Genomic DNA, 23,953 nt, shown 5'->3' with positions numbered 1-23,953 from the left:
CTGGTTCGTTATTTCCCACCTCTGCCCGTTCTCATTCAGGCATCAGGCGCAATCTCGCCGCGAGCCTGATGCCTGAAACGCCCAATTTCCGCTGAAATTTCAGCCATTTTTATACTTTTTTTACACCCGCCCGCGCGATTTTTTCATCTTCTTTCTACCCCTCTCCCTACACTGCCTCTATCAAAAACAACACCTCTGGAGGTGTCCCGTGAGTTTCAGCGTTATTGGTGGTGCGCTGTTGGTTCTGCTGCTGTTGGCCTATCTGGTCTACGCCCTGTTTAACGCGGAGGATTTCTGATGGCGGCTTCAGCCTTTTTACTGATCGCCAGCTTCCTGCTGGTGCTTCTGCTGCTGGCCCGGCCGCTGGGCGGCTTTATGGCGCGCCTGATCGAAGGTGAGCCGCTGCCTGCGCTACGCGGGGTGGAAGCCGGCGTCTGGCGTGCCTGCGGCATTCGCGCCACCGAGATGAACTGGTGGCAGTACGCGCTGGCGATCCTGGCGTTCAACCTGCTCGGCCTGGCGCTGCTGTTCGCCTTGCTGATGACGCAGGGCTCGCTGCCGCTCAACCCGCAAGGCTTCCCGGGCCTCTCCTGGGATCTGGCGCTCAACACCGCCGTCAGCTTCGTCACCAACACCAACTGGCAGGCCTACAGCGGCGAAAGCGCCCTCAGTTATTTCAGCCAAATGGCCGGGCTGGCAGTGCAGAACTTCGTCTCCGCCGCCACCGGCATCGCCGTGGCCTTTGCGCTGATCCGCGCCTTTACCCGCCGCGCCGGCAAGACCGTCGGCAACGCCTGGGCCGATCTGTTCCGCATCACGCTGTACGTGCTGCTGCCGATCGCGCTGCTGATCGCCCTGTTCTTCGTCAGCCAGGGCACGCTGCAAAACTTCCTGCCTTACCTCCACGTCACCACGCTGGAAGGCGCGCAGCAGACGCTGCCGATGGGGCCGGTGGCCTCGCAGGAAGCGATCAAGATGCTCGGTACCAACGGCGGCGGCTTCTTCGGCGCCAACTCGGCGCATCCGTTCGAAAACCCAACCGTGTTGACCAACTTCGTGCAGATGCTGGCCATCTTCCTGATCCCCTGCGCGCTGTGCTTCTCCTTCGGCCAGCTGGCCGGTGAAAACCGCCAGGGCCATGCGCTGATCTGGGCGATGGCGCTGATCTTCGTGGTGGCGGTGGTGGTGGTGATGTATGCCGAGCTGGCGGGCAACCCGCACCTGAGCGCGCTGGGCGCCGACAGCAACATCAATATGGAAGGCAAAGAGTCGCGCTTCGGCATTCTCGCCACCAGCCTGTTCTCGGTGGTGACCACCGCCGCGTCCTGCGGGGCGGTCAACGCCATGCACGACTCCTTCACCGCGCTGGGCGGCATGGTGCCGATGTGGCTGATGCAGATCGGTGAAGTGGTGTTCGGCGGCGTCGGCTCCGGTCTGTACGGCATGCTGCTGTTCGTGATGCTGACGGTGTTTATCGCCGGTCTGATGATCGGCCGCACCCCGGAATACCTGGGCAAGAAAATCGACGTCTATGACATGAAGATGACCGCGTTGGCGATCCTGGTCACGCCGACGCTGGTGTTGCTGGGCAGTGCGCTGGCCATCGGCACCGACGCGGGCCGCGCCGGCATCCTCAACCCGGGCGCTCACGGCTTCAGCGAAGTGCTGTACGCCCTGTCTTCCGCCGCCAACAACAACGGCAGCGCCTTCGCCGGGTTGAGCGTCAATACGCCGTTCTACAACCTGCTGCTGGCCTTCGCCATGTTCGTCGGCCGCTTCGGGGTGATCCTGCCGGTGCTGGCGATCGCCGGTTCACTGAGCGCCAAGCAACGTCAGCCGGCGGGCAACGGCACCCTGCCGACCTATGGGCCGCTGTTCATCGGTCTGCTGATCGGCACCGTGCTGCTGGTGGGGGCGCTGACCTTCGTGCCGGCGCTGGCGCTGGGCCCGGTGGCCGAGCATTTGCAACTTTGGTTGGCAAACTAACCGACGTCACAGAGAGAGAATAAGAGATGACTCGCAAACAACGCGCGCTGTTTGAACCGGCTCTGGTGCGCACCGCGCTGATCGATGCGCTGAAAAAACTGGACCCTCGTGTTCAATGGCGCAATCCGGTGATGTTCGTGGTGTATATCGGCAGCATTCTGACCACCGCCATCTGGCTGGCGATCCTCACCGGCCAGACCGACGGCGCCGCCGCCTTTACCGGCAGCGTCTCCCTGTGGCTGTGGTTCACCGTGCTGTTCGCCAACTTCGCCGAAGCGCTGGCCGAAGGCCGCAGCAAGGCCCAGGCGGAAAGCCTGAAGGGCACCAAGAAAACCAGCTGGGCGAAAAAGCTGGCCGGCCCGCGCCGTGACGGCGCCACGGAGAAAGTGGCCGCCGAGAGCCTGCGCAAAGGCGATATCGTGCTGGTGGAAGCCGGCGACACCATCCCGTGCGACGGCGAGGTGCTGGAAGGCGGCGCTTCGGTGGATGAAAGCGCCATCACCGGCGAATCCGCGCCGGTGATCCGCGAGTCCGGCGGCGACTTCTCCTCGGTCACCGGCGGCACCCGCGTGCTGTCCGACTGGCTGGTGGTGCAGTGCAGCGTCAATCCGGGGGAAACGTTCCTCGATCGTATGATCGCCATGGTGGAGGGCGCCAAGCGCCGCAAAACGCCGAACGAGATCGCGCTGACCATTCTGCTGGTGGCGTTGACCATCGTGTTCGTGCTGGCCACCGCCACCCTGTTCCCGTTCTCGCAGTACAGCGTCGAAGCGGCCGGCAGCGGCAGCGTGGTCACCATCACCGTGCTGGTCGCGCTGCTGGTCTGCCTGATCCCCACCACCATCGGTGGCCTGCTGTCCGCCATTGGCGTGGCCGGGATGAGCCGCATGCTCGGCGCCAACGTGATCGCCACCAGCGGGCGCGCGGTGGAAGCCGCCGGCGACGTGGACGTGCTGCTGCTGGATAAAACCGGCACCATCACGCTGGGCAACCGTCAGGCCTCGGAGTTTTTGCCGGCGCCGGGCGTGAAAGAACAGGAACTGGCGGATGCCGCGCAGCTGGCCTCGCTGGCGGACGAAACGCCGGAAGGCCGCAGCATCGTGGTGTTGGCCAAACAGCGATTCAACCTGCGCGAACGCGATCTGCAGGCGCTGAACGCCACCTTCGTGCCCTTCTCCGCCCAGACCCGCATGAGCGGCGTCAACGTGCAGGAGCGCATGATCCGCAAAGGCGCAGTGGATGCCATTCGCCGTCACGTCGAATCCAATCAGGGGCACTTCCCGCGGGCGGTGGACGATCTGGTGGAAAGCGTGGCGCGCACCGGCGGCACGCCGCTGGTGGTGGCGGAAGGCGCACGGGTGCTGGGCGTGGTGGCGTTGAAGGATATCGTCAAGGGCGGCATCAAGGAGCGCTTCAATGAGCTGCGCAAGATGGGCATCAAAACGGTGATGATCACCGGCGATAACCCGCTGACCGCAGCGGCGATCGCCGCCGAAGCCGGGGTGGACGACTTCCTGTCGGAAGCCACGCCGGAAGCCAAGCTGGCGCTGATCCGCCAGTATCAGGCGGAAGGCCGCCTGGTGGCGATGACCGGCGACGGCACCAACGACGCCCCGGCGCTGGCGCAGGCCGATGTGGCGGTGGCGATGAACTCCGGCACCCAGGCCGCCAAAGAGGCGGGCAACATGGTCGATCTGGATTCCAACCCGACCAAGCTCATCGAAGTGGTACACATCGGCAAGCAAATGCTGATGACGCGCGGCTCGCTGACCACCTTCAGCATCGCCAACGACGTGGCCAAATACTTCGCCATCATTCCGGCGGCGTTCGCGGCCACCTATCCGCAGCTGAACGCGCTGAACGTGATGCACCTGCACTCCCCGGCCTCCGCCATCATGTCGGCGGTGATCTTCAACGCTCTGGTGATCGTATTCCTGATCCCGTTGGCGCTGAAAGGGGTGAGCTACAAACCGATGAGCGCCGCGGCCCTGCTGCGCCGCAACCTGTGGTTGTATGGGGTCGGCGGTCTGTTGGTGCCGTTCATCGGCATCAAACTGATCGACCTGATCCTGGTCGCGCTGCACGTCACCGGTTAACCATTGAGGGAAATGAACATGACTTATTTACGACCTGCGCTGGTGATGCTGATCCTGCTGACGCTGATCACCGGCATCGCCTATCCGCTGCTGACCACCGGGCTGTCGCAGCTGCTGTTTCCGGGCGCGGCCAACGGTTCGTTGCTGTACCGGGATGACAAGGCGGTCGGCTCCGCGCTGATCGGCCAGAACTTCACGCGCGCCGACTATTTCTGGGGCCGTCCTTCGGCCACCGGTGATTCGGCCTATAATCCACTGGCCTCTGCCGGCAGCAACCTGGCGGCCACCAACCCGGCGCTGGATAAGGCTATCGCCGAACGCGCGGCGCAGCTGCGCCAGGCCAATCCGGCGATGAGCGGCCCGATCCCGGTGGATCTGCTGACCGCCTCCGGCAGCGGGTTGGATCCGCAGATTTCGATCGCCGCCGCACAGTATCAGCTGGCGCGGGTCGCGGCGGCGCGCCATCTGCCGCCGGAGCAGGTCGCCAAACTGATCGACGACAACGTCGAACGGGCCACGCCCAACTTCATGGGAGAATCGGTGGTCAACGTACTGAAGCTGAACCTGGCGCTGGATGCGTTGAAGTAACGCGTCGGATTCAGCATAGTGATAGGGTTCGGCATGCCGAACCCCTTTTTGCTTGGTAACACAAGGAATTGTCATGGTCGAAGAAGAACAGCAGCGTCCCGATCCCGACAGCCTGCTGGCGCTGGCGCTGGCCAATGAAAAACCGCGCGGACGGTTGAAGGTATTCTTCGGCGCCTGCGCCGGCGTGGGTAAAACCTACGCCATGCTGCAGGAGGCCCAGCGCTTACGCGCTCAGGGGCTGGACGTGCTGGTCGGCGTGGTGGAAACCCACGGCCGCAGCGAGACCGCCGCCCTGCTCGACGGCCTGGCGCTGCTGCCGCAAAAACGCATTCAGCATCGCGGCCGACTGGTGCATGAATTCGATCTCGACGCCGCGCTGGCGCGCCACCCGGCGCTGATCCTGATGGACGAACTGGCGCACAGCAACGCCCACGGCTCGCGTCACCCCAAACGCTGGCAGGATGTGGAAGAACTGCTGGACGCCGGCATCGACGTGCTGACGACCGTCAACGTACAACATCTGGAAAGCCTTAACGACGTGGTGGGCGGCGTGACCGGCGTGCGGGTGCGCGAAACGGTGCCTGACCACGTGTTTGACGAGGCCAGCGAAGTGGTGCTGGTCGATCTGCCGCCGGACGATCTGCGCCGGCGGCTGCACGAAGGCAAAGTGTACATTCCCGGCCAGGCCGAGCGCGCCATCGAGCATTTCTTCCGTAAAGGCAACCTGATCGCCCTGCGCGAGCTGGCACTGCGTCGCACCGCCGATCGGGTCGATGACCAGATGCGCGAGTTTCGCGATACGCAAGGGCGCGAGAAAGTGTGGCACACCCGCGACAGCATTCTGCTGTGCGTCGGCCACAACAGCGGCAACGAAAAGCTGGTACGCATCGCCGCCCGGCTGGCTGCGCGGCTAGGCTGCCACTGGCATGCAGTCTATGTGGAAACCCCCAAGCTGCACCGGCTGCCGGAAAACCAGCGCCGCGCCATTCTGCGCGCGCTGCGGTTGGCGCAGGAGCTGGGCGCTGAAACCGCCACCCTGGCCGATCCGTCCGAAGAGCGGGCGGTGCTGCGCTATGCTCGCGAGCATAACCTCGGCAAAATCATCATCGGCCGCCGCAGCGAGCAGCGCTGGAAGCTGCGCGGCAGCTTCGCCGATCGCCTCGGCCGGCTGGGCCCGGATCTCGATCTGGTGATCGTCGCGCTGGAAAGCGACAACGCGCAGCCACCGCCGGGCAAAGAGCACGACGGCCGCGGCTTCAACGAGAAATGGCGCATGCAGCTGCGCGGTTGCGCGGTCGCTGTGGCGCTGTGCGCGCTGATTACCTTGCTCTCCCAGTGGCTGCTGCCGGGCTTCGATCAGGCCAACCTGGTGATGGTCTATTTGCTCGGCGTGGCGATCGTCGCGCTGTTCTTCGGCCGTTGGCCATCGGTGCTGGCGGCGGTGATCAACGTCGCCAGCTTCGATCTGTTCTTCGTCCAGCCCGAATGGTCGTTCGCCGTCAGCGATATGCAATATCTGCTGACCTTCGGCGTGATGCTCGCCGTCGGCATCATCATCGGCAACCTGACCGCCGGGGTGCGTTATCAGGCCCGGGTAGCGCGCTACCGCGAGCAGCGGGCGCGCCACCTGTACGAAATGTCGCGCGGGCTGAGCCGCGCGCTGACCGTGGCCGACATCGCCAATACCAGCCGCCACTTCCTCTCCAGCAGCTTCCAGGCGAAAACCGTACTGCTGCTGCCGCAGGAGGACGGCCGGCTGCAGCAAATGGTCGGCGAAGAAGGCGGCCTGCTGTCGGTAGACGAGGCCATCGCGCGCTGGAGCTTCGACAAAGGGTTGCCGGCCGGCGCTGGCACCGACACCCTGCCCGGCGTGCCTTATCAGCTGCTGCCGCTCAATACCCCCAAGCAGACCTTCGGCCTGCTGGCGATCGAGCCCAACAACTTGCGCCAGCTGATGGTGCCGGAACAGCAGCGGCTGCTGCAGACTTTCGCGGTGCTGATCGCCAGCGCGCTGGAGCGGCTGCACCTGGCGCGCAGCGCCGAAGAAGCCAAGCTGGACGCCGAACGCGAACAGCTGCGCAACTCACTGCTGGCGGCGCTGTCGCACGATCTGCGCACGCCGCTGACCGTGCTGTTCGGCCAGGCGGAAATCCTCACGCTGGACCTGGCGGCCGAAGGTTCCAATCACGCCACCCAGGCCAGCCAGATCCGCCAGCAGGTGCTGAGCACCACCCGGCTGGTGAACAACCTGCTGGATATGGCGCGCATCCAATCCGGCGGTTTCAGCCTGCGTAAAGAGTGGCAGTCGCTGGAAGAGATCGTCGGCGCCTCGCTGCACATGCTGGAGCCGCTGCTCAGCCAGCATCCGATCGTGGTCGAGCTGCCGCCGGAACAGATCCTGGTCAACTGCGACGGCAGCCTGCTGGAACGGGTGTTCACCAACCTGTTGGAAAACGCCAATAAATACGCCGGCGCCGAGGCCACCATCGGCATTCGCGCCCGCACGCTGCCCGAGTGGCTGGAAGTCGAGGTCTGGGATAACGGCCCCGGCATCCCCGCCGATCAGCTGCAGCTGATTTTCGACAAGTTTTCACGCGGCAATAAAGAGTCGGCGATCCCTGGCGTCGGCTTGGGGTTAGCCATTTGCCGTGCCATTATTGAAGTACATGATGGCCGCATCTGGGCGGAAAACGGCGCCAACGGCGGCGCCAGCTTCCGCTTCGTGCTGCCGCTGGAAAAACCGCCCGAGATCGACGGCGATGCCTTCGATCTGTAATCAACGCAGGGGAAACGTGAGCATAACGCCAACCAACATTCTGATTGTTGAAGATGAAAAAGAGATCCGCCGCTTCGTGCGCACCGCGCTGGAGAGCGAAGGCCTGCGGGTGTTTGAAAGTGAAACCCTGCAACGCGGGCTGATTGAGGCCGGTACGCGCAAACCGGATCTGATCATCCTTGATTTGGGCTTACCGGATGGCGACGGGCTGAGCTACATCCGCGATCTGCGGCAGTGGAGCGCCATTCCGGTGATCGTGCTGTCTGCGCGCAACGCCGAAGAGGACAAAATCGCCGCGCTGGACGCCGGCGCCGACGACTATCTCAGCAAACCGTTCGGCATCGGCGAACTGTTGGCGCGGGTGCGGGTCGCGCTGCGCCGCCACTCCGCCAGCCAGCAGGAAAGCCCGCTGGTGAGCTTTTCGGAAATCACCGTCGATCTGGTCAACCGCCGGGTGCTACGCAACGACGAAGATCTGCACCTGACGCCGATAGAGTTTCGCCTGTTAGCGGAACTGCTGGCCAACGCCGGCAAGGTGATTACCCAACGCCAGCTGTTGAGCCATGTCTGGGGGCCGAACTACGTGGAACACAGCCACTACCTGCGCATCTACATGGGCCATCTGCGGCAGAAGCTGGAAGCCGATCCGGCCCGGCCCAAACATCTGCTGACCGAAACCGGCGTCGGCTATCGTTTCATGCCTTAACCCCGACGGGCGCGGTTTGCCGCGCCTTTACGCCGCCGGGCCCTTCTTCAAGCCAACCATAAATTCTTTAAACGCCTCGCGCAGCGGAGCGAACACCGGATGTTTGCGGTTTTCAATCATCACTTCGGAGAACAGTTTCAACCCTACCGCGAAGGCCGCGCTCTGTTCAGGGCCGAAGTTCAGATCGTCACGCGCCCGGATGCGCTCGACGATCTCGAGAATATCGTCGTGGTTAGTCACCTCAAAACTCAGCGGTGTTTTCTCGACGGGGTTGCCCTGGCGATCGCTCAGGGCTTCAACGGTAATGTTAAAACGGTGGCCGGGCATCAGTTCTTCTCCTGCTGCGTGGGTTGAATTTGCATTTCGCTTTCGATCGCCGCCACGGCGGTCAACAGCGCGGCGTTGATGCGCTCCACCTGCTGCGGCGTAAGATCGGCGCGCATCACGTTGCCGCGCAGCAGACTGCGCAGACGGTTCATGGCGTCGTAAATGCCTTCCGCCAGGTTGCCGTGCCGATGATGCTCGCGGCCGGCGCCCGCCAGACGCGCCAGAATGACTTCAACTACCTGTTGATGCTTTTGCAGCTCGCCCTCGCCCGCCGTGGTGATGCGGTAGCTTTTGCGGCCGTTGCCGGTGGTGAGCGGTTCGAGAAAGTCCTGCTCTTCCAGCAGCGTCAGCGTGGGGTAAATCACCCCCGGGCTCGGCACGTACAGGCCGGAAGAGGCTTCTTCGATCGCTTTGATCAATTCGTACCCGTGGCTGGGCTTGCGCGCCACCAGCGCCAGCAGTACCAGGCGCAGATCGCCGTGTTCGAACAGGCGATGACGCCCGCCGCGGCCACCGCGCCCGCCTCGGCCATGCTCTTCGCCGTCGCCGCCGAAGTGATGGCGCCCGCCGCGATGATGGCGGCCATCGCCTGCTTCGCATTCATGGTGGTGGTGGTGATGCCGGTGCAAACCTAATCGATGAAACATGGTGTGATACCTCGCTTTAACAGTGAACATCAATACGAGGTTGTTTAGATATATCTAAACAGCGTCGATAACGCTAATCTAGATCGATATATCTAAATTCGCAAGCCTGCGCCGAGAAAAAGATATATCTAAATTACAGGCATAAAAAAAGCGCTGTAAAAACAGCGCTTTTTATCAGACAAGAACAGCGATTATTTGGCGGAAGCCAGCACTTCGCTGACGATTTCGACCGCTTCGTGCTCGATTTTCTCGCGGTGTTCCGCCCCGAGGAAGCTCTCGCAGTAGATCTTGTATGCCTCTTCGGTACCGGAAGGACGGGCCGCGAACCAGCCGTTGTCGGTCATCACTTTCAGGCCGCCGATCGAAGCGCCGTTGCCCGGCGCAGCAGTCAGACGCGCGGTGATCGGGTCGCCCGCCAGGGTATTGGCCTTGACCATCTCCGGCGACAGCTTGGACAGCGCCGCTTTTTGCGCCGCCGTCGCCGGCGCCTGGATGCGGTTGTAGCTTGGCGCACCGAAGCGCTTGGCCAGATCGTCATAGTGATGCTGTGGATTTTCACCGGTTACCGCGGTGATTTCAGCCGCCAGCAGACACATGATAATGCCGTCTTTGTCGGTCGACCAAGGTTGGCCGTTGAAGCGCAGGAACGAGGCCCCGGCGCTCTCTTCGCCGCCGAAGCCCAGGCTGCCGTCGAACAGGCCGTCCACGAACCACTTGAAGCCGACCGGCACTTCCACCAGCTTGCGGCCCAGATCGGCCACCACGCGGTCGATCATCGCGCTGGACACCAGCGTTTTACCTACCGCGACATCGGCGCCCCACTGCGGGCGGTGCTGGAACAGGTAGTTGATGGCCACCGCCAGATAGTGGTTCGGGTTCATCAGGCCTTTCGGCGTGACGATGCCGTGGCGGTCGTAATCCGGATCGTTGGCGAACGCCAGATCGAATTTGTCGCGCAGCGCCAGCAGGCCGGCCATCGCCGACTCGGACGAACAGTCCATGCGGATGATGCCGTCGTGGTCCAGGTGCATAAAGCGGAACGTCTGATCGATGGAATCGTTCACCAGCGTCAGATCCAGCTTGTAGTGCTCCGCCACGCGTTGCCAATAGGCGATGCCGGAACCGCCGAGCGGATCCACGCCCAGCTTCAGACCAGCGCGTTGGATGGCCGGCATGTCGACCACCTCAACCAGCCCTTCGACATAAGGCTGCACCAGATCTTTGGCGTGCAGATGGCCGCTGTTCCAGGCCTTGTCCAGCGACTGGCGCTGAACGCCCTTCAACTGCTGCGCCAGCAGGTCGTTGGCGCGCTTTTCGATCACCGACGTCAGGTTGGTGTCGGCCGGGCCGCCGTTCGGCGGGTTATACTTGATGCCGCCGTCTTCCGGTGGGTTATGGGACGGCGTAATGACGATGCCGTCGGCTTGCGCGCCGCCACGGCGGTTGTGGCACAGAATGGCGTGCGATACCGCTGGCGTTGGCGTGAAGCCGTTGTTTTCCTGCACGATCACATCGACGCCGTTGGCGGTCAGCACTTCCAGCACGGAAATGAAGGCCGGTTCGGACAGCGCATGGGTGTCCTTGCCCACATAGCATGGGCCGGTAGTGCCCTGCTGATGACGAACTTCAGCGATCGCCTGGGCGATGGCGAGGATGTGCGCTTCGTTGAAGCTGTGGCGCTGCGCGCTGCCGCGGTGGCCGGAGGTGCCAAATTTCACCGCATGTGCGGGATTGCCGGCTTCCGGTTGCAGCACATAGTACTGCGACGTCAGCTGGGCTACGTTGATCAGATCGCTTTGGCGGGCGGGCTGCCCGGCACGTGGATTATTCGCCATCGACATATCTCCCTCATCCCTGTCGGTGACCGGGCAATATGTCGCGCACGGCCATCATGACGGGCTGTTCGCTAAATTAGACGGTACCGCAAACTTTCTCGATCAGTTCCGCCGGGAACTGCATGGCCTGCATGATGTGTTCGATCATGCTGCGTTTGCGGCCGGTATTGGTATTGGTGATCACCCAGTAAGGGGTGCCCGGTACATGCTTCGGCTTGGTGTGCGTGCCGTTGGCCAGCAGGGTCTGCTGATCGCCGGCGAAATAGGTGCGGGTACGGCCGGTCAACGCCTCGGTGGCAGCGGCGAAACCGGCGGCATCGAGGGTGTACAGCGTGGACAGCACCAGCATGAAACGGTTGACCGCTTTGTTCTGCTCGGCGTATTCATCCGACAGCAGCAGTTCGCGCATGGCGCGCACGCGATCGCGCGGACGCTGCGCCGGGGCCGCCTTTTCCAGCTCGACGGACTGCGACGCACTGGCGGCAGGCAACGCGCGCACCGGCTGACCGGCGGTGAATTTCAACATGCGGCGTAAAATATCGGACGCGCTTTCACCGATGTGTTGCGTGTGGCTGGCAATATAACGGTAAAGCTCTTCGTCGACTTCAATAGTTTTCATCTTTATCCAATACTGTTTTTTCTACTTAGAACCTGAAGCCAGATCCTGCATTCAAGCCATGGGATTATAAGGTTAAAAGCGCTGGAGCGAACACAACAATGTGCCTCCGGACGGCAAATGCAGACTAATACCTATAGCCGGCACTGCCAAGCCCGCGCCGCGAAAATTCCGCATGATTCATCGTGCGATTCAATCATGATACCCTAATCTGAATCTCTCTCAGTATGAACTTCGCCATGAAATTACATTATCAACTGCTGGCCGCCGAGTCAGATGCGCTGCCGGTGCTGCTGATCCACGGGCTGTTCGGCAATCTGGACAACCTGGGCGTGCTGGCACGCGATCTGCACCAGCAGCACAGCGTGATCAAAGTCGATCTGCGCAACCACGGCCTCTCCCCGCGCGCCGACGACATGAACTACCCCGCCATGGCGCAGGATCTGCTGGCGCTGCTCGACGAACTGCAGCTGGATAAAGCGATCGTCATCGGCCATTCGATGGGCGGTAAAGCGGCGATGGCGCTGACCGCCATCGCGCCGGAGCGCATCGCTAAGCTGATCGTCATCGACGTGGCGCCGGTGGATTACCAGACTCGCCGCCACGATGAGATCTTCGCCGCGCTGAAGGCCGTCAGCGCCGCCGGCATCACCCAACGCCAGGCGGCCGCCCAGCTGATGCGCGACTATCTGCAGGAAGAAGGCGTGATCCAGTTCCTGCTGAAGTCCTTCCACAATGGCGAATGGCGCTTCAACCTGCCGGTGCTGATCGAACGCTACGAAGACATCACCGGCTGGCAGGACGTGCCGGCCTGGCCGCACCCGACGCTGTTCATTCGCGGCGGCCTGTCGCCGTACGTGCAGGACAGCTATCGTGCGGACATCGCCCGCCAGTTCCCGCAGGCCCGCGCCCATGTCGTCGCCGGCACCGGCCATTGGGTGCACGCCGAAAAACCGGACGCGGTGCTGCGCGCCATCCACCGTTTCCTCGACGAAGCCTGAAAAATACGCTCATCTGGCGAAAAAACGCGCTAAAGATAACGGCTTAGCGCGTTTAGCCCGCAGTTAGGCATTGTCGCCGCTCCATCTGCTGGGGTAATATGGCGCGCTATAATTTTGCCGCCGCGCCAGCGCGTTCGCGAACGCCGGTTCGGGGGTGAATTTGGGTTAGGGTTTATTGGCCCGAAGTGTGTTAACCGATGCCTCCGGAAGCGTGCGAGCGCTTTTTGATGCAAACTCCCTTGCAGTACCGCTACCTATGGCAAAAGAACAAACGGATCGCACGACGCTGGATCTGTTCGCAGATGAACGCCGTCCGGGGCGCCCGAAAACCAACCCGCTTTCCCGCGATGAACAGCTTAGAATCAATAAGCGCAATCAGTTACGGCGCGATAAAGTGCGTGGATTGCGGCGCGTAGAGCTGAAAATCAACGCGGATGCGGTGGACGCCCTGAACAAATTGGCGGAACAGCGCAACATTAGCCGCAGCGAACTCATCGAGCAGATGCTGTTGGCGCAACTGGCGGAAGAACAGCCGGAACATTGATCTCTTCGGCCGCACGCGCGGCGCGGCGTTAAGGACAACGCCGGATCGACCACGCTTTTCTTCATTCTCCGGCATCGCATAAATGCGATAAAACCCCGGCGCCACTTTCTGGCATGATACGCATTTACCGGCAAGAGACTGCGCCTGTCGGCGCCCGCCCCCGTGGCGAAAGGCTCTTGTCATGGCATCATTTTAATCGGCGTCAGCGGCGGCAGTGCTGGCATCGAGTAATGCAATTACTTGAATTTAAAGGTTATACGCGATATGGCTACTGTAGGCATTTTCTTTGGCAGCGACACTGGCAATACCGAAAACATTGCCAAAATGATCCAGAAAATTCTCCAGAAACAGTTTGGCGACGACGTCTCTGAAGTACACGACATCGCTAAAAGCAGCAAAGAAGACCTGGAAGGGTTCGATATCCTGCTGCTGGGTATCCCGACCTGGTACTACGGTGAAGCGCAGTGTGACTGGGATGATTTCTTCCCGACGCTGGAAGAAGTCGATTTCAACGGCAAACTGGTGGCGCTGTTCGGCTGCGGCGACCAGGAAGACTACGCGGAATACTTCTGTGACGCGATGGGCACCATCCGCGACATCATTGAACCGCGCGGCGCGGCCATCGTGGGCCACTGGCCGACCAAAGGCTACCACTTCGAGGCCTCCAAAGGCCTGGCGGACGACAACCACTTCATTGGTCTCGCGATCGACGAAGACCGCCAGCCGGAGCTGACCAACGAGCGCGTCGATGCCTGGGTCAAACAGATCGTCGAAGAGCTGAGCCTGGCCGATATCGTCGGCTAAACGCCGCAACTGGCGAAAGGTTGAACAAAGGCCCTGTAAAGTGCATAGTGTGCGCACAGGGCCATCATCGGCAGCAGGGATTGCTGCGATAGAAGCTACAGATTTGTAACTTCCCACCCCGTCAAGGTAGACTGAGTTATCGGTTTATCCCACCCATCAAGGCGTTGCATGCAAAACATGCAATAGTGCAATTATATCTTTGTTAACAACCGGCGGTTTCCATTTAGTACAACCGGTTCTATAATGAGACGCATTAACTCTTTGTGCCGACCGATGCCACAGGCGAGTACGCCTCAACTTGATTAGCATAGTAACAGGACTGAATTCGCATGACCGACAACAACATCGCATTGAAGAAGGCCGGCTTAAAAGTCACGCTTCCGCGACTCAAAATCCTGGAAGTACTGCAAAATCCGGAATGCCATCACGTCAGTGCGGAAGATTTGTACAAAAAACTGATTGATATGGGCGAAGAGATCGGCCTGGCAACGGTTTATCGCGTACTGAACCAGTTTGACGATGCGGGCATTGTGACACGTCACAATTTCGAAGGCGGCAAGTCCGTGTTCGAACTGACCCAACAGCATCACCACGATCACCTGATTTGCCTGGACTGCGGCAAAGTGATCGAATTCAGTGACGAATCCATCGAAGTGCGCCAGCGTGATATCGCCAAGCAGCACGGCATCAAGCTCACCAACCACAGCCTGTACCTGTACGGCCACTGTGAAACCGGTGACTGCCGCGAAGACGAAACGCTGCACGACAAGAAATAAGCCTGACTGGCTATGAAAAACCGCCTCACCCTGAGGCGGTTTTTTTATGCTTGCTGAACGGTGAGCAAAAAAATCCCCGGACCAGCCGGGGAAAGATCATGTCATGAAATACTACAATTGCAGCGGCACTGCGACTCCACGTACTGCTCTCACTTTCACGTCCGCTTCACGCCGACACGCGCAGAGGCGGACGCATTCCCCCTTCGTTAAGCGGCCCGCCGCCATGACGACAGGCCGATGCGCCGGGCTTAGACCTTCTCGGCGCGGCTGTAACGTTTACCGTCGGGACTGACCGAACGCACCTGCACCTCACCCGATACCGCCGGCTTGGCCTTGGCGTCATAACGCTGCCACTGCTTGCCGCCGTCGGTGGAATACTCGATGCCCAATCCCGGCAGCGCGATATTCGCCTCCAGCTTGCCGCCCGCTACGCGTGCGCCGGGCACCGGCAGACGATAAGCGACGCCACCTTTGTCCAGCTTGGCCAGTTCACGCTGGCCCAGGATATTGGCGAAGCGCAGCCAGTCTTTCTCCAGCGCCTTGGTGTCGACAAAGTGGGTCTCCCCGCCTTTGTATTCGCGGCCGGCGCGATAGTCCTGCTCCCAACCGGCGCGGTGCCAGGCGCGTTCGGCCACCGACAGCGCGCGCGGGAAGATCATGTATTCCATCTGCGGATCGGTGCGCTGGGTTTCGCTCCACAGCTGAGCGGACAACCCGTAGGCTCCCGGCCACGGCTTGTCGCTCTTGGCGTTGAAGTGGTTGCCGTCGCGATCGACCGAGGTTTCCGCGTTCTGCGGCATGTTGTCCGGCGCGAAGCTGAACACCTTGCGCTCGTCGCTGAAGCGAGTGCCCCAGTAGTAACCGCGCTCGTCCGGGTTCACCTCGTAAGGGAAGTCCATGTAGACGTAGTCCGGGTTGGAGACCACCACTTCATACCCTTTATTGGCCCAATCGTTGACGCTGTCGAAACCGCCCCAGTACAAGGTATCCCAGAAGTTGACGCCCACGCGCGAGGTGGCGAACGACTTCGCGCTCTCGGCGTCTTTCAGGCCGTCCTGCCAGGCCTGCATTCTGTCGATGCCGTGCGCCTTCACCAGCTTGCTGACCTCCTGGCCGAAGTAGCTCGGTAAGTGCTCCATGTCGGCCACCTTGCCTTCTTTGATCATCGTCTGGCAAACCTGCGACTTGGCCCACGGCTTGTCTTCGTTGCTCTGGTCGATGACGCCTTTACCCGGCTCCGGTTTCGCCTTGTCGGTATAGCCGGCGCCCAGGCGGATGTTTTTCGCCTCGTCGCCGCCGAAGTGCCAGGTTTTGATCGGCTGCCCGGCTTCTTTATGCATCTGGGCGATCTCGCCGATCACCTTGTCGACAAAGCGCTGGGAAGAATCCAGGCACGGGTTCAGGTAACTCTGGCGGTTAAAGAACTGCACGGAGGTGGTATTGGAGGTATCAGTCGGATCCACCAGGCGGAATTCGTTGGCCTCCTGCTCTTTTCCGGCGGCATGCAGCTTTTTATAGCGCGCCTCCATCGACACCACCGCGGCGCGGGCGTGCGCCGGCATGTCGATCTCAGGGATCACTTCAATCTGGCGCGCCTGGGCGTATTTGATGATGTCGATATAGTCCTGACGGCTGAAGAAACCACCGTAGACATCCGGCCCCTGGCCGTACTGCGGCAGCAGGCAGGTGGTTTCGCTCAGATCGTGGCAGCGCTGGCCGCCGACTTCCGTCAGCTCAGGCAAACCGGGGATCTCGATACGCCAACCTTCATCATCACTCAGGTGGAAGTGGAATTTGTTGAGCTTGTAGGCCGCCATCTGATCCAGCAGACGCAACACCGCATCCTTCTTATGGAAGTTGCGCGCCACGTCGAGGAAAATGCCGCGATACTGGAAGCGCGGCGCGTCGCTGGCGTCCAATGTAGCAATCTTGCCGCTGCCGTCGGTCGGCACTAACGACAGGATCGACTGCAACCCATAGAATACCCCGGCCTGATCGAAGCCGATCACCCGCGCCTCTTTTTTGCCGATCTTCAGCTCATAGGCGCCCGGCACCGCCATCGCGCCTTTAAACTTGCCCGGCTGGATATCGGTCTTGATCGGATAGCCGTTGGCCTGAACCGGCACGCCCAGCAGCGCAAAGCGCTGGTTGACGACGTCCGCCGCCGGCTTGACCAGCGTGCTCAGATCCGGCGAGACCCCTTTGCGCAGATCGGCGTCCTGCGCGTGGACCTTCACCTGCATCGGCGTCGGCACGATCTGGCCGCGCAGCGCGCCGGCGGGCAGCGTCTGCAGCTCGGCATTGCTGACAAAGCGCGAAGCCGGCGTCATCAGAATGTTTTTGTCGTCTTTGGTGCGCTTCCACTGATCGCCGGTGAACGGCGCCACGAACTGGTCCAGGTTTTCGGTGTCGGTATTCGCCAGCATTTTCGGTTTGGCGTCGCCGGACGTGGCATACCAGCGCGGCAGGAAGTCATTTCTAAACAGCTGCCAATATTCGGCGACCACCGGGATTTCCACCGCCTTGCCGGCAGGGAAACCGCTGAATTTGGCGGTCGGTTCCAGCTTGTACAGATCGCCGGTGAGGTGGGCTATCTTGAACTGATCGTTATCCACCCGCAGGGTCTGGCGCGGGCTGTGGAAATAGATGACCCAGTCCTTGCCGTCGATAGCCTGGCCGTCGTTGCTGAGGGTGAACAACACCCGGTTGCAAGAGGCCCAGTCGGCGCCCAGCGCCGCGCAATCCACGCCGTTTTCGCCGGCGCGGTTATCCAGCATTTTCACGTTCAGCTTCAGCTGGCTCAGTTGATCCACCAGCTGTTGATCGGCCATGGCGTTTCCCATGCCGCCCAGGAATCCCATCGTTGCCGTCAAGGCGGCAAGCGCGCTCAGTTTGAATGCGTTCATGTTCTCGTCCTTCTTAATTATTGTTATCGCGAATTTCTTGCCACAGCTTGCCGCACTTGGCGTCGTAAGCCTGACCGTTACCGCTGTGCACCGCCATAATGCAGTTCTGATAATCCATCACCCGCACCGTTTCCTGCGCGGCGAACTGCTGGTGCTGCTTCTCTTGTTTCAACACGTTCAGCACCGCCTTGCAGGGCTGCAGACGCTCCGGCGAACCTTCGGCGGTGTTGATGCAGGCGCTGTAAGCCTGCTTCAATTTGGCGTCTTCCGGCGGCGCGGCGGGTTGCGCGCAGGCGCTCAAGGCCGCGGCGGCCGCCAACATCAGCATGATTTTTTTCATCGTTGAATTCCCTTAACTGCCCCCGGCCGCAAGGCCGGGGAACGCATCAGAAGATGGTGAATGGCGCGATGACCATGAACTTGACGTCTTTCTCGTCCTGGAAGATGTTGCCGTAACCGCCGCCCCAGCTCGGGATGTTGGTGTGGTTGTCATACTGGGTGTAGTGCAGCTTGATCAGCGTGCCCTTGGCGCGCCCTTCCTGGATGGTGTACATCGCGTCCAGGCTCCAGGCGCTCTCTTTCAGGCGCTGGCTCTGATCGTAGATCGGGTTGGTGCTCGGCTTGGCGTCCCAGGCGTAGACATAAGAGCCGCCGACCGCCATGCCCGGCAGGTTCCAGTTGCTGAGGTCATACATCACGCCGGCGTACAACGCTTTCTCGCCGTTGGCGTTAAAGTCGGAGCGGTTGTCCCACCACACGTCCAGCCGACCGTTAGACGAAGCGTAGGTCGGGGTCATGCGCTGCAGGAAGAAGCCCTGATTGCCTTCCGCCTTGACCATGGTGCCTTCCAGACGCCAGTTGAACTGACCGGTGGTGTAACCGAAGGTCAGGGCCTGCAGCCAGGCCAGGCCGTCGTAGATGCTGTTCGGATCGTTCTTGTTGCTGATGCGGTCTTCCGCACCGTAGAACTGGTAACTGGTAGTCAGCGGGTTGCCCAGCACATCGAATTTGTAAGACGCCTTGGTGAAGTACTGATTCACGTAACCCTGGGCCTGGCCGAAAGCGGCTTCCAGCACCAGATCGTTTTTGAAATCGTACTTGGCGCCCAGCGAGTGCAGGTAGGAGACGCGGGTTTTCTTATCGTTCTGACGGAAATCGTCCATCTCGATATGCCACGGCGCTTTGTATTTGTCGGTCCACATGTAGGAGAAGCTCAACGCACCGGCATCGCCGTAGTCGAACTTGGCGCCGGCCTCGGCGCCCTGATAGGTGCCCGGCATAAAGCTCCAGTGCGGCGCCAGCAGGGTTTGGCCGCTCGGCTGAATGTAGCCGGCGCGCGCCCAGACCGGGCCGTATTTGAACTTGGCGGCGGCTTTGTACAGGCTGACGCCGCCTTTGTCGCCGGAGTAGTCTTCGTCGTAGGTACGGTTCTTCGAGGAGAACGCGATCTCGTTCGGGTGGCCGCTGGCGCTGGATTCAGCCAGTTCGATGGCGGTGAAGGCGCCGACATCCAGGCCGAACATGTCCCAGGCGTAGCCCGAGGCGAAATCCAGGCTCAGGTTGGCGGTAGAGTGCGACAGATTGGTGGTGTATTGGTTGTAATCCTTGCTGTCCGGATTGAGATCTTTACGGTCGCGCTCACGTTGCCAGTAATAGATGCCGCCGGTCAGCGTGGAATCATCGATAAACCCTGCGGCTTTCGCCTCAGGCGCCATGGCAAACCCTGTTCCCAACAGCGCGCCCGCGACTGCGAGCGCCAGCGTTTTACGCTGAGCACCGTGCGTACCCATATTGAAATTCCTCTTTGACTTAACTTAAAAGTTGCAGCCGCCTGTGTTCACCACTGCCCTGCACGACTGCCAATAAAAAACCCGAACGGGTAAAAAATATTGCCGACGAGATGTTATTCCCACAGCACTAATTGCTACAGACAGACTATTTTTCGCGACGCGAATTATCAAATGAAAAATGCGGAAGATTTGTCAAAGTATGACAAGGAGCACATATCAGTGATAATTTGTTACGCCAGTGATCATGGAGGGTGTCGAATAAAAAATTCAATTAAATCAGAATAAACACAGATATAAGGTCAACCAGAGACGATTAATGGTTTCAGCCTGAGCTAATTCGTCAGTCAGAAGATAAAATCTGAGAGCGCTCTCTAAATGAAATTAATTCGCATCACGAATATATAAGAAAAGTTAACACTATTAAGATCAATATCAAGAAGCTTATTGGTTAACGCGCCGCAATTAATTTAGCGCCCGCCAGAAAATGGGAGAGGAATGGGTTGTTTGCTCAATCGCAGGCATAAAAAAGCGCGGCCTAAGCCGCGCTGATACATTAATTTTCGAGGCGATTAAGATTAGCCTTCGATTTTCGCCCAGGTGTCACGCAGGCCGACAGTGCGGTTAAACACCAAATGTTCGGCCGAAGAGTAACGGCTGTCGGCGCAGAAGTAGCCTTCACGTTCGAACTGATAGGCCTTCTCCGGCTGTGCGGCCGCCAGGCTCGGCTCGACGAAGCCGTGCTTGATCACCAGCGATTCCGGGTTGATGGTGGAGAGGAAATCCTCCGCCGCGCCCGGGTTAGGCACGCTGAACAGGCGATCGTACAGGCGAATTTCCGCCGGCAGCGCGTGCGCCGCAGACACCCAGTGGATCACGCCCTTCACCTTGCGGCCGTCGGCAGGATCCTTGCTCAGCGTTTCCGCATCGTAGCTGCAGAAGATGGTGGTGATCTCGCCCGCTTCGTCTTTCTCGACGCGCTCGGCCTTGATCACGTACGCATTGCGCAGACGCACTTCCTTGCCCAACACCAGACGCTTGTACTGCTTGTTGGCTTCTTCGCGGAAGTCGGCGCGATCGATATAGATCTCGCGGCTGAACGGCACATCACGGCTGCCCATTTCCGGCTTGTTCGGATGGTTTGGCATGGTGACCATTTCCACCGCGTCGCCCATGTTCTCGATAACGATTTTCACCGGATCCAGCACCGCCATGGCGCGCGGCGCGTTTTCGTTCAGATCGTCGCGAATGCAGGATTCCAGCGCCATCATTTCAACGTTGTTGTCTTGCTTGGTCACGCCGATGCGCAGGCAGAACTCGCGAATCGAAGCGGCGGTATAACCGCGACGACGCAGCCCGGAAACGGTCGGCATGCGCGGGTCATCCCAGCCTTCGACGATCTTCTCGGCCACCAGCTGGTGCAGCTTGCGCTTCGACATGATGGCGTATTCGAGGTTCAGACGCGAAAACTCGTACTGACGCGGGTGGCAAGGAATGGTGATGTTATCCAGCACCCAGTCATACAGACGGCGGTTATCCTGGAATTCCAGGGTGCACAGCGAATGGGTGATCCCTTCCAGCGCATCGGAAATGCAGTGGGTGAAATCGTACATCGGGTAGATGCACCATTTGTTGCCGGTCTGGTGGTGTTCGGCGAACTTGATGCGGTACAGCACCGGATCGCGCATCACGATAAACGGCGAAGCCATATCGATCTTGGCGCGCAGGCAGGCGGCGCCCTCGGCGAACTCGCCGTTGCGCATCTTCTCGAACAGCGCCAGGTTCTCTTCAACGCTGCGGCCGCGGTACGGGCTGTCTTTGCCCGGCGCGGTCAGGGTGCCGCGATATTCACGGATCTGCTCCGGCGACAGTTCGTCGACGTAAGCCAGGCCCTTGGTGATCAGTTCAACCGCATACTGGTGCAGCTGATCAAAATAGTCTGAGGAGTAACGAACGTTGCCGCTCCACTCAAAGCCCAGCCACTCCACGTCATGCTTGATTGACTCCACGAACTCGATGTCTTCTTTCACCGGGTTGGTGTCATCGAAGCGAAGATTGCACTGGCCCTGATAGTCCTTGGCGATGCCGAAGTTCAGGCAGATGGACTTGGCGTGACCGATATGCAGGTAGCCGTTAGGCTCCGGCGGGAAGCGGGTATGAACCGACGTGTGTTTCCCCGACGCCAGATCTTCATCGACGATCTGACGGATAAAATTGGTTGGGCGGGCTTCAGCCTCACTCATTTCACTGTTCCTCAATGCAAAGCGCTACACATAACCGCCTATGATCCAACAAGCCACGTCTGGAAACAACCGTTTGTTTCACGAAAAATGCGGCGCATTGCACCATCGACGCGCAGCGCACCGTCGTGGGGCGAAACGGGATAAAAAAAGCGGGAAGAGATCGCTCTCTTCCCGCCAAGTCGGGGCAAACTCCGCCATGATGCGTGACCGGCCCCAGGTACTACTCAGGTAAAAACAGCCTTATTTCTGGATCTCGTACAGCTTGGTCTGACCGGCGACCACCGAGCCGCTGGCCAGTGCCGCCAGGCCGGCGTAGTCGTCAGAGTTGCTGACCACCACCGGGCTTATCATCGAACGTGCGTTGGCGTTCAGATAATCCAGATCCAGTTCCAGAATCGGTTGACCGGCTTTCACTTCCGCGCCCTCTTCCACCAAGCGTTTGAAGCCCTGGCCTTCCAGCGCGACGGTGTCGATCCCCATGTGCACCACGATCTCGGCGCCCTTGTCGGTTTCCAGGCAGAATGCGTGGTTGGTGTTGAAGATTTTCACCACGGTGCCGTCAGCCGGCGCCACGACGATGCTATCGGTCGGGCGAATTGCCAGGCCGTCGCCCACCGCCTTGCTGGCGAAGGCTTCGTCCGGCACCTGATCGAGCGCCACCACTTCACCGGTTACCGGTGCCACCAGCGTTTCAAACGCGGCTTTCGGCGCGTTCGGCACCGCCTGCGGTTTGGCTTCCGCTGCAGGCGCAGCCGCCGGAGCCGCCGCTGCCGCTACCGGGCCGGCCGCGATCACGTTGCGCATCGCGCTGGCGATAAGTTCGGCACGCGTGCCGACGATCACTTGCACGCTTTGCTTGTTCAGGCGGATAACGCCCGATGCGCCGAGGCGTTTCGCCAATGCGTCATTCACCAGCGCGGAGTCTTTCACGTTCAGGCGCAGACGGGTGATGCAAGCATCGATGCCGGTCAGGTTGTCGGAACCGCCGATCGCGCCGACGTAACGGCGGGCGAGCGTGGTGGTTTCGTTCTCGTCTTTACCGGCGTTGCTGTCGACGTTGACGTCGTAGCCGTCGGTTTCGTCACCGGCAACCGCCAGTTCGCGGCCCGGGGTCATCAGGTTGAACTTATTGATGGTGAAGCGGAACACCACATAGTAGATAACGAAGAACACCAGGCCTTGCGGGATCAGCATGTACCAGTGGGTCGCCAGCGGGTTGCGGGACGACAACACCATATCCACCAGCCCGGCGCTGAAGCCGAAACCGGCGATCCAGTGCATGCTGGCAGCGATGAACACCGAGATACCGGTCAGCACGGCGTGGATTACGTACAGCACCGGCGCCACGAACATGAAGGAGAATTCCAGCGGTTCGGTGATACCGGTAAAGAAGGCGGCGAAAGCGGCCGCCAGCATGATGCCCGCCACTTTGGCTTTGTTCTCAGGACGCGCGCAGTGATAAATGGCCAGCGCCGCACCCGGCAGACCGAACATCATGATTGGGAAGAAGCCCGCCTGATAACGGCCGGTGATGCCGACAACCGCTTTACCGGCTTCGATCGACTGCTGGCCGCCGAGGAAGTTAGGGATATCGTTGATGCCGGCCACGTCGAACCAGAACACCGAGTTCAGCGCGTGGTGCAGGCCAACCGGAATCAGCAGGCGGTTGAAGAAGGCATAGATGCCCGCGCCGACCGAGCCCATTTTCTGGATGTGTTCACCGAAGTTCACCAGACCGTTGAAGATCACCGGCCAGATGTACATCAGAATGAAAGCGACCAGGATCATCAGGAAGGAGATGAGGATCGGCACCAGGCGGCGGCCGCTGAAGAACGACAGCGCCTTAGGCAGCTCGACGCCGCTGAAGCGGTTGTACACTTCGGCGGAGATGATACCCACCAGAATACCGACGAACTGGTTCTGGATTTTGCCGAACGCGGCAGGCACCTGATCCAGCGGGATCTTCTGAATCATCGACACGGCGGCCGGTGAACAGAGGGTGGTCAGCACCAGGAAGCCGACGAAGCCGGTCAACGCGGCGGCGCCGTCCTTGTCTTTGGACATGCCGTAGGCCACGCCGATAGCGAACAGCACCGACATGTTGTCGATGATAGCGGAGCCGGATTTAATGAAGAAAGCGGCGAGCGCGTTGTCGCCGCCCCAACCAACAGGGTCAATCCAGTACCCGACGCCCATCAAGATGGCGGCGGCGGGCAGCGTGGCGACCGGCACCATCAGCGCCCGTCCCACCTTTTGCAAATAACTAAGAATGTTCACCTTTTCCCCCTATGTTGTCCGCGGACGGACCCTATTAG

The 23,953-nt window shown here is 60.5% G+C and carries 19 protein-coding genes; 10 read left to right on the top strand and 9 right to left on the bottom strand.

The annotated features are described in order from the left end of the window. Positions 1-208: 208 nt before the first annotated feature. The 6 genes from ATE40_RS02810 (at position 209) to kdpE (ending at position 8,152) form a co-directional block, all read left to right on the top strand. Positions 209-298 (top strand): K(+)-transporting ATPase subunit F, encoded by a 90-nt coding sequence (locus ATE40_RS02810; protein WP_016928742.1) that lies wholly within the window; start codon positions 209-211, stop codon positions 296-298. Next, positions 298-1,986 (top strand): potassium-transporting ATPase subunit KdpA, encoded by a 1,689-nt coding sequence (gene kdpA / locus ATE40_RS02805; RefSeq protein ID WP_019454047.1) that lies wholly within the window; start codon positions 298-300, stop codon positions 1,984-1,986. The genes ATE40_RS02810 and kdpA overlap by 1 nt, the downstream gene beginning before the upstream one ends. Positions 1,987-2,012: 26 nt before the next feature. Continuing rightward, positions 2,013-4,082 carry a potassium-transporting ATPase subunit KdpB gene (kdpB, locus tag ATE40_RS02800; protein ID WP_063918901.1) on the top strand — a complete coding sequence of 690 codons (2,070 nt, stop codon included), beginning with the start codon at positions 2,013-2,015 and terminating at the stop codon, positions 4,080-4,082. An 18-nt stretch (positions 4,083-4,100) separates the two neighbouring features. Next, positions 4,101-4,670, top strand: coding sequence for a potassium-transporting ATPase subunit KdpC (gene kdpC / locus ATE40_RS02795; RefSeq protein ID WP_063918900.1), 570 nt, complete (start codon positions 4,101-4,103; stop codon positions 4,668-4,670). A gap of 73 nt (positions 4,671-4,743) precedes the next feature. Beyond that, complete coding sequence (kdpD, locus tag ATE40_RS02790) at positions 4,744-7,446, top strand: two-component system sensor histidine kinase KdpD (RefSeq protein ID WP_063918899.1); 2,703 nt, start codon at positions 4,744-4,746, stop codon at positions 7,444-7,446. A gap of 16 nt (positions 7,447-7,462) precedes the next feature. Further along, on the top strand, positions 7,463-8,152 hold the full coding sequence (kdpE, locus tag ATE40_RS02785) for a two-component system response regulator KdpE (RefSeq protein WP_019454051.1): 690 nt from the start codon (positions 7,463-7,465) through the stop codon (positions 8,150-8,152). A 27-nt stretch (positions 8,153-8,179) separates the two neighbouring features. Here kdpE and ATE40_RS02780 read toward each other — a convergent pair whose 3' ends face one another. The 4 genes from ATE40_RS02780 to seqA all read right to left on the bottom strand — a co-directional run bounded on the left by ATE40_RS02780 (position 8,180) and on the right by seqA (position 11,580). Next, positions 8,180-8,479, bottom strand: a complete 300-nt coding sequence (locus ATE40_RS02780; protein WP_019454052.1) for a DUF3861 domain-containing protein — start codon at positions 8,477-8,479, stop codon at positions 8,180-8,182. Continuing rightward, positions 8,479-9,126: a PadR family transcriptional regulator gene (locus ATE40_RS02775; RefSeq protein WP_063918898.1), complete on the bottom strand. Its 648-nt coding sequence runs from the start codon at positions 9,124-9,126 to the stop codon at positions 8,479-8,481. The genes ATE40_RS02780 and ATE40_RS02775 overlap by 1 nt, the downstream gene beginning before the upstream one ends. A gap of 191 nt (positions 9,127-9,317) precedes the next feature. Continuing rightward, positions 9,318-10,961, bottom strand: coding sequence for a phosphoglucomutase (alpha-D-glucose-1,6-bisphosphate-dependent) (gene pgm, locus ATE40_RS02770; RefSeq protein ID WP_063919580.1), 1,644 nt, complete (start codon positions 10,959-10,961; stop codon positions 9,318-9,320). 76 nt (positions 10,962-11,037) lie between these two features. Next, entirely contained in the window at positions 11,038-11,580 is a 543-nt protein-coding gene (gene seqA / locus ATE40_RS02765) for a replication initiation negative regulator SeqA (protein WP_019454056.1), read from the bottom strand. 224 nt (positions 11,581-11,804) lie between these two features. Between seqA and ybfF the strand changes: the two genes are divergently transcribed. From ybfF to fur, 4 genes are all read left to right on the top strand, one after another. Next, positions 11,805-12,578 (top strand): esterase, encoded by a 774-nt coding sequence (gene ybfF / locus ATE40_RS02760; RefSeq protein ID WP_019454057.1) that lies wholly within the window; start codon positions 11,805-11,807, stop codon positions 12,576-12,578. A 256-nt stretch (positions 12,579-12,834) separates the two neighbouring features. Continuing rightward, complete coding sequence (ybfE, locus tag ATE40_RS02755) at positions 12,835-13,122, top strand: LexA regulated protein (RefSeq protein ID WP_004939936.1); 288 nt, start codon at positions 12,835-12,837, stop codon at positions 13,120-13,122. 264 nt (positions 13,123-13,386) lie between these two features. Further along, a complete protein-coding gene (gene fldA / locus ATE40_RS02750) occupies positions 13,387-13,926 on the top strand; it encodes a flavodoxin FldA (RefSeq protein WP_004939938.1) in 540 nt (179 codons plus the stop codon). A 329-nt stretch (positions 13,927-14,255) separates the two neighbouring features. Continuing rightward, on the top strand, positions 14,256-14,702 hold the full coding sequence (gene fur, locus ATE40_RS02745; protein ID WP_019454058.1) for a ferric iron uptake transcriptional regulator: 447 nt from the start codon (positions 14,256-14,258) through the stop codon (positions 14,700-14,702). A 248-nt stretch (positions 14,703-14,950) separates the two neighbouring features. Here the strand turns inward: fur and ATE40_RS02740 are convergent, their stop codons facing one another. The 5 genes from ATE40_RS02740 to nagE form a co-directional block, all read right to left on the bottom strand. Continuing rightward, positions 14,951-17,608, bottom strand: coding sequence for a beta-N-acetylhexosaminidase (locus ATE40_RS02740; RefSeq protein WP_019454059.1), 2,658 nt, complete (start codon positions 17,606-17,608; stop codon positions 14,951-14,953). Between the two features lie 13 nt (positions 17,609-17,621). Beyond that, entirely contained in the window at positions 17,622-17,948 is a 327-nt protein-coding gene (gene chiQ, locus ATE40_RS02735; protein ID WP_004939944.1) for a ChiQ/YbfN family lipoprotein, read from the bottom strand. A 46-nt stretch (positions 17,949-17,994) separates the two neighbouring features. Next, a complete protein-coding gene (gene chiP / locus ATE40_RS02730) occupies positions 17,995-19,398 on the bottom strand; it encodes a chitoporin ChiP (protein WP_063918897.1) in 1,404 nt (467 codons plus the stop codon). A 575-nt stretch (positions 19,399-19,973) separates the two neighbouring features. Next, a complete protein-coding gene (glnS, locus tag ATE40_RS02725) occupies positions 19,974-21,638 on the bottom strand; it encodes a glutamine--tRNA ligase (protein ID WP_019454061.1) in 1,665 nt (554 codons plus the stop codon). A 240-nt stretch (positions 21,639-21,878) separates the two neighbouring features. Beyond that, the gene (gene nagE / locus ATE40_RS02720; RefSeq protein ID WP_025160040.1) at positions 21,879-23,915 is read right to left on the bottom strand and encodes an N-acetylglucosamine-specific PTS transporter subunit IIBC; all 2,037 of its coding nucleotides are present in this window, start codon (positions 23,913-23,915) and stop codon (positions 21,879-21,881) included. Positions 23,916-23,953: the final 38 nt, after the last annotated feature.

Origin of the sequence: Serratia surfactantfaciens, from assembly GCF_001642805.2 — a bacterium.
Taxonomy (GTDB): Bacteria; Pseudomonadota; Gammaproteobacteria; order Enterobacterales; family Enterobacteriaceae; genus Serratia; species Serratia surfactantfaciens.
This window is presented reverse-complemented; position numbering and strand designations above follow the sequence as displayed.

Excerpts from the sequence above, each read along its gene's own strand:
- pgm (WP_063919580.1), bottom strand. The coding sequence starts at position 10,961 with ATGGCGAATAATCCACGTGCCGGGCAGCCCGCCCGCCAAAGCGATCTG.
- kdpC (WP_063918900.1), top strand. The coding sequence starts at position 4,101 with ATGACTTATTTACGACCTGCGCTGGTGATGCTGATCCTGCTGACGCTG.
- chiP (WP_063918897.1), bottom strand. The coding sequence starts at position 19,398 with ATGGGTACGCACGGTGCTCAGCGTAAAACGCTGGCGCTCGCAGTCGCG.
- seqA (WP_019454056.1), bottom strand. The coding sequence starts at position 11,580 with ATGAAAACTATTGAAGTCGACGAAGAGCTTTACCGTTATATTGCCAGC.
- ATE40_RS02780 (WP_019454052.1), bottom strand. The coding sequence starts at position 8,479 with ATGCCCGGCCACCGTTTTAACATTACCGTTGAAGCCCTGAGCGATCGC.
- kdpA (WP_019454047.1), top strand. The coding sequence starts at position 298 with ATGGCGGCTTCAGCCTTTTTACTGATCGCCAGCTTCCTGCTGGTGCTT.
- chiQ (WP_004939944.1), bottom strand. The coding sequence starts at position 17,948 with ATGAAAAAAATCATGCTGATGTTGGCGGCCGCCGCGGCCTTGAGCGCC.
- glnS (WP_019454061.1), bottom strand. The coding sequence starts at position 21,638 with ATGAGTGAGGCTGAAGCCCGCCCAACCAATTTTATCCGTCAGATCGTC.
- ATE40_RS02775 (WP_063918898.1), bottom strand. The coding sequence starts at position 9,126 with ATGTTTCATCGATTAGGTTTGCACCGGCATCACCACCACCACCATGAA.
- ybfE (WP_004939936.1), top strand. The coding sequence starts at position 12,835 with ATGGCAAAAGAACAAACGGATCGCACGACGCTGGATCTGTTCGCAGAT.
- ATE40_RS02740 (WP_019454059.1), bottom strand. The coding sequence starts at position 17,608 with ATGAACGCATTCAAACTGAGCGCGCTTGCCGCCTTGACGGCAACGATG.
- fur (WP_019454058.1), top strand. The coding sequence starts at position 14,256 with ATGACCGACAACAACATCGCATTGAAGAAGGCCGGCTTAAAAGTCACG.
- ybfF (WP_019454057.1), top strand. The coding sequence starts at position 11,805 with ATGAACTTCGCCATGAAATTACATTATCAACTGCTGGCCGCCGAGTCA.
- kdpD (WP_063918899.1), top strand. The coding sequence starts at position 4,744 with ATGGTCGAAGAAGAACAGCAGCGTCCCGATCCCGACAGCCTGCTGGCG.
- fldA (WP_004939938.1), top strand. The coding sequence starts at position 13,387 with ATGGCTACTGTAGGCATTTTCTTTGGCAGCGACACTGGCAATACCGAA.
- kdpB (WP_063918901.1), top strand. The coding sequence starts at position 2,013 with ATGACTCGCAAACAACGCGCGCTGTTTGAACCGGCTCTGGTGCGCACC.